The organism is Bradyrhizobium sp. USDA 4461, assembly GCF_054055655.1.
The window spans coordinates 557,535-574,810 of record NZ_JBSRXM010000001.1 but is presented as its reverse complement, the minus strand read 5'-3'; the positions used below and the strand labels follow the sequence as shown (position 1 = coordinate 574,810).

General features: G+C 65.1%; 14 protein-coding genes and 1 pseudogene. 6 read left to right on the top strand and 9 right to left on the bottom strand.

What is annotated here, in order from left to right; genetic code table 11:
- Positions 1-9 precede the first annotated feature (9 nt).
- The 4 genes from ACVINW_RS02760 to eutC are packed head-to-tail and all read left to right on the top strand — an operon-like array spanning position 10 to position 3,923.
- Entirely contained in the window at positions 10-945 is a 936-nt protein-coding gene (locus tag ACVINW_RS02760; RefSeq protein ID WP_456749888.1) for a phosphotransferase, read from the top strand.
- Positions 945-1,733: a histidinol-phosphatase gene (gene hisN, locus ACVINW_RS02755; RefSeq protein ID WP_456749887.1), complete on the top strand. Its 789-nt coding sequence runs from the start codon at positions 945-947 to the stop codon at positions 1,731-1,733. The genes ACVINW_RS02760 and hisN overlap by 1 nt, the downstream gene beginning before the upstream one ends.
- Before the next feature lie 5 nt (positions 1,734-1,738).
- On the top strand, positions 1,739-3,130 hold the full coding sequence (locus ACVINW_RS02750; RefSeq protein ID WP_456749886.1) for an ethanolamine ammonia-lyase subunit EutB: 1,392 nt from the start codon (positions 1,739-1,741) through the stop codon (positions 3,128-3,130).
- Between the two features lies 1 nt (position 3,131).
- Positions 3,132-3,923 (top strand): ethanolamine ammonia-lyase subunit EutC, encoded by a 792-nt coding sequence (gene eutC / locus ACVINW_RS02745; protein WP_456749885.1) that lies wholly within the window; start codon positions 3,132-3,134, stop codon positions 3,921-3,923.
- A 93-nt stretch (positions 3,924-4,016) separates the two neighbouring features.
- Here the strand turns inward: eutC and ACVINW_RS02740 are convergent.
- The 7 genes and pseudogenes from ACVINW_RS02740 to ACVINW_RS02710 form a co-directional block, all read right to left on the bottom strand.
- Positions 4,017-4,948 (bottom strand): annotated as a pseudogene (locus tag ACVINW_RS02740) (sugar-binding protein).
- 96 nt (positions 4,949-5,044) lie between these two features.
- Positions 5,045-6,127 carry an ABC transporter permease gene (locus ACVINW_RS02735; RefSeq protein WP_456749884.1) on the bottom strand — a complete coding sequence of 361 codons (1,083 nt, stop codon included), beginning with the start codon at positions 6,125-6,127 and terminating at the stop codon, positions 5,045-5,047.
- A complete protein-coding gene (locus ACVINW_RS02730; RefSeq protein WP_456749883.1) occupies positions 6,127-6,891 on the bottom strand; it encodes an ATP-binding cassette domain-containing protein in 765 nt (254 codons plus the stop codon). Before ACVINW_RS02730 ends, ACVINW_RS02735 begins: the two co-directional genes overlap by 1 nt.
- 31 nt (positions 6,892-6,922) lie before the next feature.
- Positions 6,923-8,269, bottom strand: coding sequence for a carbohydrate porin (locus tag ACVINW_RS02725; protein WP_456749882.1), 1,347 nt, complete (start codon positions 8,267-8,269; stop codon positions 6,923-6,925).
- A 207-nt stretch (positions 8,270-8,476) separates the two neighbouring features.
- Positions 8,477-9,538, bottom strand: a complete 1,062-nt coding sequence (locus ACVINW_RS02720; RefSeq protein WP_456749881.1) for an ABC transporter permease — start codon at positions 9,536-9,538, stop codon at positions 8,477-8,479.
- Positions 9,535-11,061, bottom strand: a complete 1,527-nt coding sequence (locus tag ACVINW_RS02715) for a sugar ABC transporter ATP-binding protein (RefSeq protein ID WP_456749880.1) — start codon at positions 11,059-11,061, stop codon at positions 9,535-9,537. The genes ACVINW_RS02720 and ACVINW_RS02715 overlap by 4 nt, the downstream gene beginning before the upstream one ends.
- 63 nt (positions 11,062-11,124) lie before the next feature.
- Entirely contained in the window at positions 11,125-12,090 is a 966-nt protein-coding gene (locus ACVINW_RS02710) for a sugar-binding protein (protein WP_456749879.1), read from the bottom strand.
- A 241-nt stretch (positions 12,091-12,331) separates the two neighbouring features.
- On the opposite strand from ACVINW_RS02710, the gene ACVINW_RS02705 reads away from it, so the two are divergent.
- Both ACVINW_RS02705 and ACVINW_RS02700 read left to right on the top strand, forming a co-directional pair.
- The gene (locus ACVINW_RS02705; RefSeq protein ID WP_456749878.1) at positions 12,332-13,603 is read left to right on the top strand and encodes an ROK family protein; all 1,272 of its coding nucleotides are present in this window, start codon (positions 12,332-12,334) and stop codon (positions 13,601-13,603) included.
- A gap of 83 nt (positions 13,604-13,686) precedes the next feature.
- Complete coding sequence (locus ACVINW_RS02700; RefSeq protein ID WP_456749877.1) at positions 13,687-14,445, top strand: SDR family NAD(P)-dependent oxidoreductase; 759 nt, start codon at positions 13,687-13,689, stop codon at positions 14,443-14,445.
- Positions 14,446-14,450: 5 nt separating this feature from the next.
- Here the strand turns inward: ACVINW_RS02700 and ACVINW_RS02695 are convergent, their stop codons facing one another.
- Positions 14,451-16,802, bottom strand: coding sequence for a xanthine dehydrogenase family protein molybdopterin-binding subunit (locus ACVINW_RS02695; RefSeq protein WP_456749876.1), 2,352 nt, complete (start codon positions 16,800-16,802; stop codon positions 14,451-14,453).
- Between the two features lie 15 nt (positions 16,803-16,817).
- Positions 16,818-17,276 (bottom strand): (2Fe-2S)-binding protein, encoded by a 459-nt coding sequence (locus ACVINW_RS02690; RefSeq protein WP_456749875.1) that lies wholly within the window; start codon positions 17,274-17,276, stop codon positions 16,818-16,820.

Genomic DNA, 17,276 nt, shown 5'->3' with positions numbered 1-17,276 from the left:
GACAGCAATATGATCGAAGTTGGCATGGGCCGGTCGGATTCGGAGCGGGCGCTCGAGGCCGCGATCGTTCAGGTCGGCGCCTGGAAGGGGCGCCGTTTGTCGTATCAGCCGGTGTCGGGCGGCATCAGCAACACCAATTTCCGGGTCGCGGTCGAGCATGATCCGGTCGGATATTTCGTGAAGATCCCGGGGCGCGGCACCGAGATGTTCATCGATCGGGGCGCGGCGCGGGCCGCCAGCAGACAGGCCGAGGCGATCGATGTCGGTCCCCGCACCTTCGACTTCCTCGACCATCTCGACATCGAGGTCTCCGAGTTTCTCGATGAGCGGCGGCCATCGACCCACCGCGATTTCGTCGATCCGGCGTTTCGCGCCAATGTGGTGCAGATCTATCGCCGCTTCCACGAGGCGCCGCCGCTGCCGCTGACCAAGACCGTGTTCGACATGATCGAGGAACATTATGAGCAGGTGAGGCAACTCGGCGGTTACTGGCCCGAGGACCATGCCTGGCTCTACCGCCAGTATCAGCAGGCGCGCGCGGCGCTCGAGGCGGCCGGGCTCGACCTCGTTCCCTGCTTCAACGATCCCATGCCGGGAAACTTCCTGGTCGGCGCGGACGGGTCGGTCAAGCTGATCGACTTCGAATATGCGTCCAACAATGAGCGGCTCTACGACCTCGCGATCTGGAGCAGCGAGCATTTCTTCCCCGAAGACGTCGAGAAGGAGATCATCGAGGCGTATTTCGGCCGCTACGACAAGCGCTGGCATGCGCGCTTCGTCGTCCACAAGGCGCTCGCCGATATCAAGTGGAGCACCTGGGCGATGGTGCAGAACCGGATCTCGACGCTGGATTTCGATTTCTACAAATACGGCATCTGGAAGCACATGCGGGCGCGCTCCATCATCCACGATCCGCGATGGCCGCTGTTCCTGAAGGCGTTGTAATGGCCCAGCACGCCGTCACGGCAGACGATGCCGACGTCTATCTCTCATTCGCTGCCGAGCTCGCGGATTCGGTCAGGCCCATCGTGCTGTCCTATTTCCGCACGCCGCTGGACGTTGCCGCCAAGTCCGATGCCAGCCCGGTGACGATTGCCGATCGGGCCGTCGAGCTGCGGCTCCGGGAAAGGATCCAGGCGCGCTTTCCGGAGCATGGCATCATCGGCGAGGAGATCGGAGCCAAGCCGGGCGGCGCGTTCACCTGGATCGTCGATCCGATCGACGGCACGAAGAGCTTCATCAGCGGCTTCCCGTTGTTCGGCACGCTGATCGCCCTGACCTATCGGCAGCAACCGTTCTGCGGCCTGATCGACGTTCCCTTTACCGGCGAACGATGGACGGCAAAGCCCGGCTTGACGCGGTTCGGCGGTGGATTGGCACGGACCAGCGCGTGCGCGAGCGTCGCGGATGCGCGTTTCTACACTACGTCACCCGATATGTTCGTCAAAGGCGAAGCGGAGGCGTTCGAGCGGTTGTCGCGCGCTGCGCGGATGCGCCGTTTCGGCGGCGATTGCTACATCTATGGCCTGCTCGCGTCGGGACATTGCGACATCGTTCTCGAAACCGGGCTTCAGCCCTATGACTACATGGCGCTGGTACCGATCGTGCACGGCGCCGGCGGCTGCATCACCGATTGGGAAGGATGCCCGCTCTCGATTCATTCGCAAGGGCGCGTCCTGGCGACGGCAACGCAGCGGCTTCACGCTGAAGCGCTCGCTTTGATCCAGCGGTAGCTATCATGTCCTACAAGACGACCATCGAAGGAACGGTCTACGACTTTGCCGACCTCAGGGACCTGCTGGCCAAGGCGACGCCGGAGCGGTCGGGCGATCAGCTCGCCGGCATCGCCGCGGACGGTCCGGTCGAGCGGCTTGCGGCGCAGATGGCGCTCGCCGATCTGCCGCTCAAGGCCTTCCTGGCCGAGGAGCTGATTCCAGCCGAGATCGACGATGTCTCGCGCCTGATCATGGATCGCCACGATCCGGCGGCCTTCGCGGTGGTCTCGTCGCTGACGGTCGGCGAATTCCGCGAATGGCTGCTCAAGCCGGAGACCGGCCAGCGGCAGCTTGAGGCGGTGGCGGGTGGCCTGACGCCCGAAATGGTCGCTGCGGTCTCGAAGATCATGCGGTTGCAGGATCTGATCTCGGTGGCGTCGAAGCGGGAAGTGGTGACGACATTCCGTTCGACGATCGGGCTCAGCGGACGGCTCTCGACGCGCAATCAGCCAAATCATCCGACCGATGATTCCTATGGCATTGCGGCTTCGGCGATCGATGGGCTGTTGATGGGATCGGGCGACGCGGTGATCGGGGTCAATCCGGCGACCGATACGGTGGACGACTATATCCGGATCGTCTCCCTGCTCGACGAACTGCGCAGCCGGCTGTCGATCCCGACGCAAACCTGCTGTCTGGGGCATGTGACGACGGCTTTGAAAGCCGTCGCGGCGAACGCACCGGTCGATCTCGTGTTCCAGTCGATCGCCGGCTCGCAGAAGGCCAATGAAGGGTTCGGCGTCAGCCTCGCTCTGTTGAAGGAGGCCCATGAGGCGGTGCGCGGGCTGGGGCGTGGCGCGACCGGCGCCAATCTGATGTATTTCGAGACCGGGCAGGGCGCAGCCCTGTCGGCCGAGGCGAATTTCGGCGTCGATCAGCAGACCATGGAGGCCCGCGCCTACGCGGTCGCGCGCGAGTTCAGCCCGCTGCTCGTCAACACCGTGGTCGGGTTCATCGGGCCGGAATATCTGTTCAACGGCAAGCAGATCATTCGCGCGGGGCTCGAGGATCATTTCTGCGGCAAGCTGCTCGGCCTGCCGATGGGCGTCGACGTTTGCTACACCAACCACGCGGATGCCGACCAGGAGGACATGGACGCGCTGCTGACGTTGCTCTGCGCGGCCAATGTCAATTTCGTCATCACGGTGCCCGGCGCTGACGATGTGATGCTGAACTACCAGTCGCTCGCGCATCACGATGCCGTCTATTGCCGTGAAACGCTGAAGCGGCCGCCGGCGCCGGAGTTCGAACGCTGGCTCGTCGAGATCGGGCTGACCGATCGGGCCGGCCGCCTGCTGGAGACGCCGCCGCGGCTCGCGGACTACATGGCGAACGCGCAATTGCCCGGTGCCTGACATGACCGACGACCACGAACGGGCAGTTCCGGTATCATTCGACTTGCGCCAGATGACCGACGCGCGGGTGCTGCTCGGCCGGTTCGGCGCGGGGTTGCCGACGCGGGCGGCGCAATCCTTCCTGCTCGATCATGCGCGCGCGCGGCAGGCGGTCTGGTCTATGGTCGATTGGGCTTCGCTGCGGCGCGCGTTCGACGGACTGAAGCTCGGCGTCGTCGAGGTCGAAAGCCAGGCCGTCGACCGTGCCAGCTATGTCCGCCGTCCGGATCTCGGCCGCAAGCTCTCGACCGGCGCGGCGCAGCGCCTTGCCGGCGTCGGATCGGGTGGCGCGATCGTGATCGTGGTGGCGGACGGATTGTCCGCCAGTGCCATCGAGGTCAACGCCGTGCCGCTGGTGCGGACGATCGTCGAGCACCTCACGGCACGTCGGCTCGCCCTCGCGCCGCTTGTGCTGGCATCGCAGGCGCGGGTGGCGCTCGGCGATCCCGTTGCGGAAGCGCTTGGCGCGCAGATCTGCATCACCCTGATCGGTGAGCGTCCCGGCCTCTCCGCGGCCGACAGCGCCGGGATCTACGTCACCTGCTGGCCGAAGCCCGGTACGCCGGATTCGCGGCGCAATTGCATCTCCAACATCCGTGACGGCGGGCTCGCAATCGACGACGCGGCGAACGCTGTCGCGTCACTGGTGGCGGATATGCTCAAGACCGGCATCAGCGGAGTTGGATTGAAGGCTGCCCTGGAGGCGCACGGCCGAGCAGCGGTCGCGGATGGCACAAGGCAGCCAAAATCCTGACCGTACCTGTCGGGTTGTTCAGGCCCAGGCGGTGACGATCGGCGAAGCAAGATCGCATCGCCGATCGCCGTCCTATCGAGCCATTGCGCGCGGCTACTTCAACATCGCCGCGACGTTGTCCTTTGTCACGATGTCGAGACCGGTGTGGATGATCTGCGGCACCTTCTGCCCCTTCTTGATGGCGAGCAGCGTATCCATCGCCTTCTCGCCCATCTCGAACGGACGCTGGCCGATCAGCGCATTGGCGTAACCCTCATTCAGCAATTCGAGCTGCATCCGGAGGGTGTCGGCGACGACAAGCGTGAACTTGCCGGCGTCGATGTCCTTCTTGCTTTTGCTGGCGAAGGCCTTGAAGCCTTCCGGAGCGAACATCGGCCAGCCGCCGACCGGGATGATCGCCGCAAGGTCGGGGGTCGCGGTGCGCAGATCGGTCATCTGCTGGACGCCGAGCGCGGGTCATCGTTGCAGAAGGTCGGCGAGCCACCGACTTCGGTCCATTTTGAGCCCTTGAGGGCTTCCCGGACGCCGTCGACCCGTTCGGCCAGGTTCTCCGCACCTGGCCCGCCGGAGATCATCGCGTACTTGCCGCCATCGGGCCGCAGCTTCAGCAATTGCTTGCCGAGCGCGATGCCGAACTCCTTGTTGTCGGTGCCGATATAGCTGATCCGCTTCGAGCCAGGTGCGTCCGAGTCGAACGTGATGACGGGAATGCCGGCTGCCGTTGCCGCCTCGATCGACTTGGTCATCGCCGCGACATCGGCGACCGAGATGGCGAGACCGTCCACCTTCTGGGTGATGAAGTCCTGGATGATCTGCGCCTGCGTCGCAGGCTCATGCTCGACCGGCCCCTTGTAGATGCATTCGATGTTGCCGAGCTCCTTGGCGCGCTTCTGACATCCGTCGCGCGCGAAATCGAAGAACGGATTGTTCATCGCCTTGGGCACGATCACGAATTTGTAGCTCTGGGCAAAGCCGGGCGTCGCCATCATGGCGAAGACCGCGGCGGCAAGAAGTGCCTTCCTCATTGCGTCCCTCCACATTGTTTTTGTGCCCGTCCGTTGCAATCAGCGGCTCCCGGAGGCGGACAGGCGGACATTCGCGATCCTCCGGGACGAGCTCTTTCAGGCCATGCGCGAGCGCAGGCGGTCGACCAGCACCGCGGCGATGATGATCACGCCCACCAAGGTCTGCTGCCAATAGGAGTTGACCTGCGCGAGCACGAGGCCGTTGCGGATCACCTCGAGCAGCACGCAGCCGACGATGGCGCCGAGCGGGCCGCCGGCACCGCCGGCGAGATTGGCGCCGCCGATCACCGCGGCGGCAATGACGTTGAGCTCGTAGGACGTCGCCATGTTCGCCGGCGCCGATCCCAGCCAGCCGCAGATGATGATGCCCTGCAAACCCGCGGCAAGCGCGCAGATTACATAGATTTCGATCTTGACGCGCACCACCGGAATGCCGGTGAGCGCGGCCGCCTTCTCATTGCCGCCGACGGCAAACACGTGGCGGCCGAAACCGGTGTGGTGCAGCACGACCGCCATCGCGACCGCGAGCACCACGAGATAGATGAACGGCGCCGGCATGCCGAACACGACACCCGATGTCAGCGTGTAGAAATAGCTGGCTTCGGGACCGCTCGGAAAACTGCCGCGGCCGTTGGAGACGACGTAGCCGAGACCGCGCACGATCGACAGCATGCCGAGCGTGGTGACGAAAGGCGACAGCCCAAGCACCGCGATGCAGAAGCCGTTGACGAGGCCGACGATCAGCGCGACGCCGAGTCCGGCCAGCACCGAGACGAGCAGGATCAAGCCCGGCAAATTGGCGACCGCAGTCTTGCCGTCAGCGCCCAGATGCACGAACCAGTCAGCGCCGGGCAGACCCGGTGTCGAGATCTGCGTCATGACCATCGAGGTGATCATCGCGGAGAAGCACATCACCGAGCCGACCGAGAGATCGATGCCGCCGGTAATGATGACGAAGGTCATGCCGAGCGTGGCGATGGCGATGAAGGAGAAGTTCTTCGCAACGTTCTGGATGTTGCCTTCGGTGAGGAAATAGGGGCTGGCGAAGTTCATCACCACGAACAGCACGAGCAGCGCCAGCAGGACGTAGCCGGTCTGCGAGGCGAAGAAGCCGCTCTGCCACCATCTGGCCTTGCCGACATTGGTGAAGCTGATCGGAGAGTCCAGGGGCGTGGCCATCACGCAGCCTCCTTCGCTCCGGTGATGAGGGACGTGACCTCCTCGGGGCTGGTGTCGCCGATTGCCTTGTCGGCGCGCTTCTCGCCGCGGCGCATCACGATGACGCGGTCGCAGACCGCGAACACGTCGGGCATGCGGTGCGAGATCAACATGACCGCGACGCCCTGTTCCTTCAGGCGATGGATCAGGCCCAGCACCTGCTCGACCTGGCGGACCGAGATCGCGGCCGTCGGCTCGTCCATCATCACGAGCTTGGCATTGGAGAGGCGCGTCCGGGCGATCGCGACCGCCTGACGCTGGCCGCCCGACATCTGCTTGACGAGGTCATGCGGACGGGTCTCCGAGCGCAGTTCGCCGAACAGCTCCAGCGCACGCGCCGCCATCGCCTTGTGGTCGAGCAAGGCGAACGGACCAAGCTTGCGCTTGAGTTCACGGCCAAGGAAGACATTGGCCGCGGCCGTGAGGTTGTCGGCGAGCGCAAGGTCCTGGTAGACCACTTCGATACCGACCGCACGGGCATCGATCGGACGGGCGAAGTGGACCGACTTGCCGTCAAAGCGGATCTCGCCGTGACTTGGCGGGAAGTTGCCGGCAATGATCTTGACGAGCGTCGACTTGCCGGCGCCGTTGTCGCCCATCAGGCCGACCACTTCGCCGGGAGAGATGCGCAGGTCGACGCCATGCAACGCGCGAATGGCGCCGAACTCCTTGCCGATGCCCTTCAACTCCAGGACCGCCAGCCCGGCGTCGTGAGGGGTTACCATGGCTGGCCTCGTTCGAACATATGCCGGCAGCTCAGAAGTGCACCAGCGTGCGCAGGCCGAGAATCCAGGCGTTGTCGGTCTTCACGCCGGCGGCGTTGTAGCCGCGTCCGCCCGGATTGATCACGTACTGGGCGTCGAACTTGAGGTTCATCCAGCCGGTCGCCTGCCAGCCGTACCAGGCTTCGATCGGAACTTCGTTGCCGCCGGCATTGGGTGTGAGCGCGGCCGTGTTCACGTGGGTCGTGCCCACCGCAAAGCCGACCTCGTCGTCCGGACGCCAGGAGAACGTGCCGGTGTGCCTGAAGCCGAGGGCGATCTGGTAATCCTGGTACGACGTCCGGTGATCGGCGACGGTCGTGTTGAGGAAGGTGTACCAGCCCTGTGCCTTGGGGCCGTCGACGGTCAAGCGCTGCAGGATCGATTCATAGACGCCATAGCGACCGCGTGAATCGCCGAGGTTCTGGTCCGAGACACCACCGATGCCCGGCGAGATCGCGATGATGCCCGGCAGGCCGCCGTCGATGGTCGAGGCGTTGTCATACCAGCCGCCGAAACGCCAGGTCCCGTTCAGCGGACCGCTCGGCGCCCAGACCACCTCGACCGGCACCAGCACGCCGGAGGCGGGGCTCGATCCGGGAGCGCCGGGCAGGAAGTAGACGCTGGAGTCCGACGTCGTCAGATAATTCGGATTGGCGTCGTAGACGCCGACCGACAGCTGCCATTCCTTGGTGAAGTTGTAGTGAACGACACCGCCCCACTGGCTCACCGGCCAGTTGTAGATGTAGCCACCCTGGATGTTGCCGGGCTGACCGCCGCAGAATGTCAGGTTGATGAACTCGCACAGGCCGAAGAAGAAGTCGGAACCGACCGGGAGACGGCCGCCCTTGAGTTCGAGGCGATCATCGAACAGCTTCTGCGACCAGTAGAGTTCGGTGAGGCGCAGAATGTTGCCGCGGCCGAACACTTCGTTGGTCAGCTGCAAGGCCGGAATGCCTGCCTCGTCATTCAGATTGTGGCCGAAGCGGTCGACCAGCGTGAGGCCGACGGTGGCGCCCTGGATGCCGGCGAGCTTTGCCATGTCGAACTTGGCCTGGAAGAACAGCTGACCGGCCTGGGTCGCGGTGTTCCTGTTGCCGCCCGACAAGTTACCGACGGCTTCGTCACCCAGCGTCAGGGCCAGCGAGATGCCGCGCTCCTTCAACTGCGTTCTGCCGAGATCGCCGAACAGATACGGCCTCGTCCAGAAATCGTCGGTCTCCGTGTAAGGCACAGGCGGAGCCTTCGTTAGCAGATCGGCAGCACGCGCGCCGCCGAACAGAGATAACAGGGCGATCCCCACGCCGCACGCCCGCGCGGTGCTCACAGACCAAGATGACATTTTCTGCACTCCCAGCGTCCCCGGCTTTGTCTGTTTGTGTCGCGTTCCGGCCCAAAGCCCCTCAGCCGAAACGCGCCCCGTGTATCGATCCATCAACTTGAGATAGAAACGGCGCGCACAGCAAAAGCGACCTTGCGCGTCGAGCTCCCCTCAAGCTCCTCTTCTCAAGTCGCCGCGACCATGCTGCTCCCCGGTCGCGCCGTACCGTCATGCCTGCTCGCCCGTGCCCGTCCGCACCGCGGCCGCGCTGAGCGTCGATGTGCTCTGCTTTCCCTGCCCCGATGGCGCCTTCGGCGTCGTGCGGGCGAGGCCAGCCAGCGCGGCCTTGCGTCGCCGCCGCGCCTGCAATTGCTGATCCGCCAGCACGCCGATCAGGATCACGGTTCCCATCACCGCGAAGTTCAGGGAGTTCGGGATGCCGAGGATGTTCACCAGGTTCTGCAGCACCTGCAGCAACGCCGTGCCCAGCACGATGCCGAGAATCGAGCCCTCGCCGCCGCGCAGGCTGCAGCCGCCGAGAACCGCCGCCGCGATCGCATAGAGCTCATAAAAATTGCCGAACGAGCTCGGCGAGACCGAGTTGGTATAGAACACGAACATCACGGTCGACACGCCGGCGAGCACGCCGCTGATGACATAGGCGGTCGCGATTACGAGGTTGGTGTTGATGCCGGAGAAGCGTGCCGCTTCCTCGTTCTTGCCCACGGCGTAGAGCCAGCGCCCGTAGACCGAACGATGCAGCAGCACGCCGAGGATCAACGCAAGCACGATCAGGAAGATGAAGGTGTTCGGAATGCCAGCGACGTTGCCTGAGGCGATGCTGCTCAGCGTGCTGGCCTCGTCGCCGTAGCCGAAGCCGCGGGTCGAATCGCTGGTGTAGTAGCGCGCCGCGCCGCGATAGATCAAAAGCCCGCACAGCGTCACGATGAAGGGCTGCATCTTCAGCCGCGTGATCAGGAAGCCCTGGATGCCGCCGAGTGCCAGCCCGCCCATCAGCACCAGCAGCAGCGCGAACGGCCAGGGCACTTGATAGGTCGTCAGCAGATCGATGAAGACGACGCCGAGCAGCGCGAACATCGAGCCGAGCGAGAGATCGATGCCGCCGGTGATGATGACGAGCCCTTCGCCCAGGGCGAACACGCCGAACAGGCCGATCAGATTGGCCATGTTCAGCAGGTTCACGAACGACAGAAAGGCCGGATTGATCACACCGGTGATGGCCGAGATCACCGCCAGCAGCAAGAACAGGCCGAGTTCCTTCTTCATCATGACGCCGCGGCCTCCTGAATTTCGAGCGCTTGGCCGACCGCCAGCCTCAACACGTTGTATTCGCTGAACTGGTCGCGCTCGAGCACGCCGCTGACACTGCCTTCATGCATCACCGCCACCCGGTCGGAGACGCCGATGACCTCCTCCATGTCCGAGGAGATCATCACGATCGCGACGCCCTGGTCGGCGAGGCTGCGCATCAGCGCGTAGATCTCGCTCTTGGCGCCGACGTCGATGCCGCGGGTCGGCTCGTCGAAGAACATCACGCGCGGCTGCATCGAGAGCCACTTGCCCAGCACGACTTTCTGCTGGTTGCCGCCGGACAGCGTCACGGCTTCAATGTCGACGCTCGGCGCCTTGATCGACAGCCGCCGGGCCTGGTCCTTGGCGATCTTGCGCTCAGCCGTACCGTTGACCAGCCACATCCGCGCGTGATCCAGCAGGCTCGCGAGCGTGACGTTTTCGCGGATCGGCAATTCGAGCACCAGTCCGGATTTCTTGCGATCCTCCGGCACCAGGTAGATCCCTTGCCTGATCGCATCGCGCGGCGAGCCGACGCCGACCGGCATGTTGTCGACCCTGATTTCGCCACCCAGCAGTGCGTCGACACCGAACACGGCGCGGGCCAGCGAGGTGCGGCCGGCGCCGACCAGGCCGGCGAGGCCGAGGATTTCGCCGCGACGTACCGACAGGTTGACCTGCCGGTCGGGAAAAGCCGATGTCACGACGCCTTCGATATCGCAGCCGCCTGGCTGCGGCGCGTGGGCCGGCGGCGTATACAGCGCCTTGAGGTCGCGGCCGATCATCAGCCGGATCATCGCTGCGTGGCTGAGCTCGTCTCGCGCCAGCTCGCCGACCGTGCGCCCGTCGCGCAGCACCACGACGCGATCGGCGCAGCTCATGATCTCGCCGAGCCGGTGGGAGATGTAGATCACCGAGATGCCGTGCGCCTTCAGGTCGGCGATCACCTCGAGCAGCCGCTCGGTTTCGGAAATCGTCAGGCTGGAGGTCGGCTCGTCCATGATGATCACGCGGGCGTCGATCGAGAGCGCCTTGGCGATCTCCACCATCTGACGCTCCGCGATCGACAGATTGTCGACCAGCGTGTTCGGCGTGAAATCGGCGCCCAGACGTTCCAGCAACGGCGTCACCCGGGCACGCATCTCGGCATTGTCCACCAGCTTCAGCGGGCCGCCGGCAAGCTTCTCGCGCCCGATGAAGACGTTGGCCGCGACGTCGAGGTTCTCGAACAGATTCAGCTCCTGGTGCACGAAGGCGATGCCGCATTGCGTGGCCTCGGTCACCGTCATCCGGGCGTGCTCGTTGCCCCCGATCCGGATCACGCCCGCGCTCGGTTCAATCACGCCGGCCAGCACGCGCATCAGCGTCGATTTGCCGGCGCCGTTCTCGCCGATCAGGCCAAGCACCTCGCCGCGGCAGACGCGCAAATTGACGTCGTCCAGCGCCCGCACGCCGGGATAGGTCTTGCTGATTCCGCTGAGTTCGAGCAGCGTCTCCGCCATTCGGCATATCCTCCTGCATCCGCCCGGCTGCCTGCGGCGGCCGGGCGGTGATGCCGACTGAAGTTATTTCTTCAGCAGTTCCTTCATCTGTCCGGCGAACTCCGCGACATTGGTCTTGCTGATGACCTTGGTCGGAACGATCAGTTTGCTGTCCTTCGGAATCCAGGACTTGTCGCCGTTCAGCGTCTTGATGATGTTGGTGGCCGAGAGATAACCGAACTCGTAGGGCTGCTGCACGACCGTGGATTCGATCGTGCCGTCGGAAATGCCGCGCAGCGTGCGCTGGTCCTCGTCGAAGCCGACGATCTTCACCTTGCCGGCCTTGCCCGCGGCCTTCACCGCGTCATAGATCAGCGGCGTTTCGTAGCTCCACAGCCCCGACAGCAATGCGATGTCGGGATATTTGACGAGCACGTTCTCCATGTTCGCCTTGGCCTTGGCGAAGTCCACCTGGTCGGTGAAGACGTCGACCAGCTCGACCTTGGTGCCGGCGATCGCTTCCTTGATGCCCTGTACGCGCTCGCGGGCGTTGTCGGCATCCATCGTGCCGACGAACAGTGCGATCTTGCCGCCGTTCGGCAGCGCCTTTTTGATCTCCTCGCCGGCCTGCCGTCCCGCTGCGACATTGTCGGTGCCGATATAGGCCAGGCGGTTGCTCTGCGGCGCGTCGCTGTCGGTCGTGATCAGCACGGTCTTGGCTGCGACCTTGTTGAGCTCCTCGGTCGCATGCGGCGCATCGTCGACCGAGATCGAGATGCCGGCGACGCCACGCACCAGCAGATCGTCCAGTTCGCGGCGCTGGCCGGCCGCCGTCCCTTCATTGGTGACGATCAGCTCGATATTGTATTCCGGGTGCTCCTTCTGCGCCTTCTCGAGCCCGCGGCCCGCGATGGTCCAGAAGTCGGCGGCGACATTGGTCACCAGGGCGATGGTCTTTTTTTGCTGCGCCTGTGCTACCCCTGTCGCCATCGCGAGCGCGGCTGCGCCCGCGAGCAGCGGCACGATCAATCTTTTCATCGAGTCATTCATATGCACCTCCCTGACGACGCCCCCGGTGAGGGGATTTCACGCTCGGCGCTTTTCACGCCTTATTTTATTCACGCAACTAATAAATTATCGCGACAAAATGTCCAGTCAAGGGTGTTCATTCCGACGTCTTCAAGCAATAATAGTATGTTGGTGATGTATTTTCGCCGCTATCCGCCATTTTTGACCAACTTCTGAGCCGCATACGTTGAATAATTTTATCAAGCGAATTAAAAAAGTCGGCATGAACGAGCAGTCTGAACCGCTGAGACGTGCTTCAAGTGTGGCTCGCGGGTCGAGCCGCGGTCGTCTCGTCGAGGTCCTGCGGCGTCAGGGGCCATTGCCGCGCGTCGAGCTCGCACGCAGCACGGGGCTGAGCTTCCCGGCGATTTCGGCAATCACCTCGAAACTGATGGCGGAAGACCTGCTCTGCGAAGCCGAGCCGGATGCGGCGGCGCTGTGGACCGACGATACCGACGAGGACGACGCGGACGGGCTGAACGGCCGCCGCCGCGGCCGGCCGGCGGTGCTGCTCACCCTCAATCCCGAGTTCGGCCGGATCATCGCGGTCTCGCTGCGCATGAACCTGATCGAGACATTGATCGCCGATTTCAGCGGCTCGGCCCTGGCGCAATCGCGGCTTGAACTGACGACGCGCGGCCTCGATGCCGGTGCGTTGTGCGATCTCGTGATCGCCCAGATCGAAGCCATGCTCGATGAGACGGCCACGCCGCGCGATCGGCTGCTCGGAATCGGGATCGCCTTGCAGGGGATCGTCGACGCCGACAGCGGCCGGCATTTGTGGAGTCCGGCACTGTCGATCACTGACGTCGATCTGGCGAAGCCCGTGCGCGAGGCATTCGGCGTCGACGTCGTGATGGCGAACGACGCGGTGGCCGTTGCGCTGGCGCTTGTGGCCGCCGAACCCGCATTGGCACAGGGCCTCACCGCCACGATCATGGTGGGCCATGGTGTCGGCATGGGTATCATTGTCGATGGCGAAGCGAGCTGGAGAGCCGGTGCGGGCAGTGAGATCGGCCATGTCAAGTTGGCGATGAACGGTCCGCAATGCCGCTGCGGGCAACGCGGCTGCATCGAGGCCCATCTTGCCGATTATGCGCTCTACCGCGACGCGCGCACCTTTCTCGACCTGCCGCCGGCGGTGTCGCAGCAGCCGTCCGAGGCTCAGATGGCGCTGTTGCGGGCGCGGGCACGCGCCGGCGACCCCCGTCTCGAGCAGCTATTCCGGCAGGCCGGCCTTGCGCTTGCCGAGGCGGTCGCCACGACGATTTCGGTGCTGCGCCCGGATCATCTCATCCTCGCAGGCCCCGGCCTGGAAGCGTTCGACATGATGCGCAGCGCCTACGAGGAGCGGCTCGACCGGGCGGTGTTGCCGTCGCTGCTCAAATCCACGACGGTCCATGTGCGTCCCAGCGAGTCGGCGACGATTGTCGACGGCATGGTGCGGCGGACGCTGCGGGTCGTGGATCGAAGCCACATGGAGACAACCGAGTGAAATCTCGGGAGCTGCGGCCCCAGGTTTGAGCCGCGGCAACAACGCAACCGACGCGCTTCAGGCGTCCAATCGAGAGTATGCCAATGCAGGGTGCCATCTATCCAAGCCTCAAGGACCGGACCGTCCTGGTGACCGGTGGCGGTTCCGGCATCGGCGAGGCGATCGTCCGGCAGTTCGTCAACCAGGGCGCACGGGTCGGCTTCATCGATATCGACGAGACGGCCTCGAAACGGTTGCTTGCCGACCTGCCGGCGCAATCCCGCGTCCATTTCGAGCACGCCGATCTGCGCGACATCGCGGCCCTGCGGCGCGCGATTGCCGGCATCCGCGAGGCGCTCGGGCCGATCACCATCCTGGTCAACAACGCAGCGCGCGACGACCGCCACGCGATCGAGGACGTCACGCCGGAATATTGGGACGAGCGGTTCGCCACCAATCTGAAGCATCAGTTCTTTGCCGCCCAGGCCGTTGCACCCGACATGAAACAGGCCGGCGGCGGTTCGATCATCAACATGGGCTCGGTGAGCTGGGTGATCGGCCAGGGCAACATGCCCTGCTACACGACTGCCAAGTCGGCGGTGCAGGGCCTTACCCGTGCATTGGCCCGCGATCTCGGGCCGAACAATGTGCGGGTCAATTCCATCCTGCCCGGATGGATCATGACGCAGCGGCAGCAGGACAATTGGTTGACGCCCGAAGGCGTCGCCGAACTGATGCAGCGGCAATGCCTCAAGCGCAAGCTGGTGCCGGATGACATCGCCCGCGTCGTGCTGTTCTTCGCCGCCGACGACAGCGGCGCCTGCACCAACCAGAACTACATCGTCGACGGCGGCTGGGTCTGACGACCTCAGTGTGGGCGGATCAGATTATCCGTCCATTTGTCGGCAATGTGGGGAAGGGTCAGCTCCGGCTTTCGATCGAGCAGGAGCTCGAGCACCCGCGGCGGGGTCAATGGTAGCGTCTGGACGCGCTTGCCTGTGGCGTTCGCAACAGCGCAGGCGACGACCGCGCCGACATTGAGGATCGGCACCTCGCCGGCGCCCTTGGTGCCGAGCGGTCCGATCGACGGCGCCCCTTCGTAAAGACTGATCTCGACCGGCACGACGTCGAGCGCCAGCGGCACCCGATAGGTCTCGAAGCCGTTCTGGCAGACGCGGCCGTTGTCGCCGATCATGACCTCCTCGTGCAGTGCATAACCCAGCCCCTGCACGACACCGCCCTGGATCTGGCCATGGATGGCGCGCGGATTTAGCGCACGGCCGACATCCTGCACCACGCGATAGCTGAGCACCTCGACATGTCCGGTTTCCGGATCGACCGCGACCTCGCAGTCGTGGACTGCGAATACGGGGATGTCGATCGCGTCGATGAAATGACCGGCGACGCAGCCCGGCATCGCCGGCACGCCCGCGCCGGTGAAGGCGCCGGTGCCTGAAACCGGACCACCTAGCGTCTGGGCCCGGGTCGCGACCTCGGCGACGGTGCGGCCGGAGCCCGGCGCGCCCGCGATCTCGATCCGCCCGTCGCGCATCACGAGATCATCGGGTGCGGCCTCGATCATGTCGGCGGCGACCTTCAGGAGCTTGGTGCGCACCTCCTGCGCGGCCGACAGGCTGGCGGCGCCGAGCGAAACCGTGGTGCGGCCGCCGCCGACGCCGACATCATAGCCGGCCGCATCGGTATCGGCGGCCCGGACGATGACGTGCTCGGGCGCGATGCCGAGCGTGCTGGCGACGATCTGCGGCAGGCTCTGCATCATCGAGCCCGACCCGATCTCGACGCCCGACGTGACCAGCGTCGCCGTGCCGTCGGCATTCATGTTGACGGTTGCCGCCGACGGGCCGACGAAGACGAACCAGGTGCCGACGGTGGTCGCGCGTCCATGGAGCCGGCCGTCGACACGTGGGAGACTTGGCGTTGCCGCATCGCGCAGCGTATCCATTCGTGCGAGCATCGGGCCGAGCACGTTGCCTTCGAACACCTGGCCGGTGGCGCCGAGATCCTTGTCGCCGAGCACGTTGCGGCGGCGGAAGGCCAGTGGATCCATGCCGATCCGCGCCGCGATCTCGTCGGTGTGCCGCTCCAGCGCAAAGGTGTTGTAGACGCCGTTGCAGCAACGAAAGGCACCGTTCGGCGTCGTGTTGGTATAGACCGCGCGTGAAACCATGCGCACGCTGCCGAGCTTGTAGTTGCCGCCCAGCGTGTGCGCGGTCATGGTGGTCAGGAAGATCTGTTCGCCGCCATAGGCGCCGCAATCCATCAGCACGACCGCTTCGCGGCCCACGATGTCGCCCTCGCGCGTCACCGCCGAGCGGATCCGGATATCGGCGTTCTCGCGGAACAGGCAGGTCAGCATCTCCTCCTCGCGCGAATTGACCAGGCGCACCGGCCGACCGCTGGCGCGGGCGAGCAGAGCAGCAAAGGGCTCAACCGCCAGATCGAACTTGAGACCGAAGCCGCCGCCGACCGGCGGCACGGTGACGCGGACCTGCGATGCCGGCACCCCCAGCAGGCGCGCGGTCGCGTTGCGGATGCTCCAGGGAACCTGCGTCGACGTCTCGATATGGAAGCGGCCGTCCTCGTAGCTCGCGACCACCGCGCGCGGCTCGAACGCCACATGGTTCTGCCGGCCGACGCGAAAGCAGCTCTCGACGATCTCGACGTCAGGCCGGGCAAAGGCGGCATCGACATCGCCGCGCACGACGGTCGCCTCCCAGGCGACGTTGCCGCCACGCGCGCCGCCTTCGAGCAGGACCTCGTAGCTCCGCCAGTCCGGATGAACCAGCGGCGCATCGGGTGCCAGTGCATCCGCCATGGTCAATATTGCCGGCAGCGGTTCGATCTCCACGTCAATCGCCGCCAGCGCGGCCTGTGCCTGCGCCAACGTGACGGCTGCGACCGCGGCGAGCGGTTCGCCATCGTAGCGAATGACGTCGCGGGCGAAGAGCGGGTGATCGGCGATGCCGATCCCGATCATGCCGGGCGCATCGGCTGCCGTGACGATCGCGCGCACCCCCGGCATGCGGGCAGCCCGCGACGTATCGAGACGAACGATCCGCCCCGACGGCACGGTAGCGCGCAGCACCGCGGCATGCAGCATGCCCGGCAGATACCGATCGATGGTGTAGCGCGTGCGGCCGCGCAGCTTGTCGGCGGCGTCGCGCCGGCGCAAATCCATCGTCGCGGAAACATCGGACATCCCTGCGCCTCCCGATCATCTCGTGGCCAAGGCGAGCAGTGTCGCCTCGACAATGCGTTCATATCCGGTGCAGCGACAGATATTTCCGGTCAGCGCCGCCCGGATCTCGTCACGGGTCGCGTCAGGCCGGGTCGTCAGGAGATGTGCCAAACTCACCACCATGCCGGGAAAGCACATGCCGCACTGGACGGCGTCGCTGGCCTCGAGCGCTATCTGGATACGGTTCAGTGCGCCGTGCGGCGCGAGGCCTTCCACCGTGTGGATCGCGCGGCCATCGGCCAACGCGGCCGGCAGCAGGCAGGATGGCGTGGGCTCGCCGTCGACCAGCACCATGCAGGCACCGCAAAAGCCTTCGCGACAGACCGGTTTCGCGCCGGTCAGATGCAGCTCCTCGCGCAGGATGTCGACCAGCGGCGTGGCAGGGTCCGCCGTGCAGGAGAGGCGATCGCCGTTGACGGTGAGGCTAAATCCCAT

Excerpts from the sequence above, each read along its gene's own strand:
- ACVINW_RS02760 (WP_456749888.1), top strand. The coding sequence starts at position 10 with ATGATCGAAGTTGGCATGGGCCGGTCGGATTCGGAGCGGGCGCTCGAG.
- hisN (WP_456749887.1), top strand. The coding sequence starts at position 945 with ATGGCCCAGCACGCCGTCACGGCAGACGATGCCGACGTCTATCTCTCA.
- ACVINW_RS02750 (WP_456749886.1), top strand. The coding sequence starts at position 1,739 with ATGTCCTACAAGACGACCATCGAAGGAACGGTCTACGACTTTGCCGAC.
- eutC (WP_456749885.1), top strand. The coding sequence starts at position 3,132 with ATGACCGACGACCACGAACGGGCAGTTCCGGTATCATTCGACTTGCGC.
- ACVINW_RS02735 (WP_456749884.1), bottom strand. The coding sequence starts at position 6,127 with ATGGCCACGCCCCTGGACTCTCCGATCAGCTTCACCAATGTCGGCAAG.
- ACVINW_RS02730 (WP_456749883.1), bottom strand. The coding sequence starts at position 6,891 with ATGGTAACCCCTCACGACGCCGGGCTGGCGGTCCTGGAGTTGAAGGGC.
- ACVINW_RS02725 (WP_456749882.1), bottom strand. The coding sequence starts at position 8,269 with ATGTCATCTTGGTCTGTGAGCACCGCGCGGGCGTGCGGCGTGGGGATC.
- ACVINW_RS02720 (WP_456749881.1), bottom strand. The coding sequence starts at position 9,538 with ATGATGAAGAAGGAACTCGGCCTGTTCTTGCTGCTGGCGGTGATCTCG.
- ACVINW_RS02715 (WP_456749880.1), bottom strand. The coding sequence starts at position 11,061 with ATGGCGGAGACGCTGCTCGAACTCAGCGGAATCAGCAAGACCTATCCC.
- ACVINW_RS02710 (WP_456749879.1), bottom strand. The coding sequence starts at position 12,090 with ATGAATGACTCGATGAAAAGATTGATCGTGCCGCTGCTCGCGGGCGCA.
- ACVINW_RS02705 (WP_456749878.1), top strand. The coding sequence starts at position 12,332 with ATGAACGAGCAGTCTGAACCGCTGAGACGTGCTTCAAGTGTGGCTCGC.
- ACVINW_RS02700 (WP_456749877.1), top strand. The coding sequence starts at position 13,687 with ATGCAGGGTGCCATCTATCCAAGCCTCAAGGACCGGACCGTCCTGGTG.
- ACVINW_RS02695 (WP_456749876.1), bottom strand. The coding sequence starts at position 16,802 with ATGTCCGATGTTTCCGCGACGATGGATTTGCGCCGGCGCGACGCCGCC.
- ACVINW_RS02690 (WP_456749875.1), bottom strand. The coding sequence starts at position 17,276 with ATGGGATTTAGCCTCACCGTCAACGGCGATCGCCTCTCCTGCACGGCG.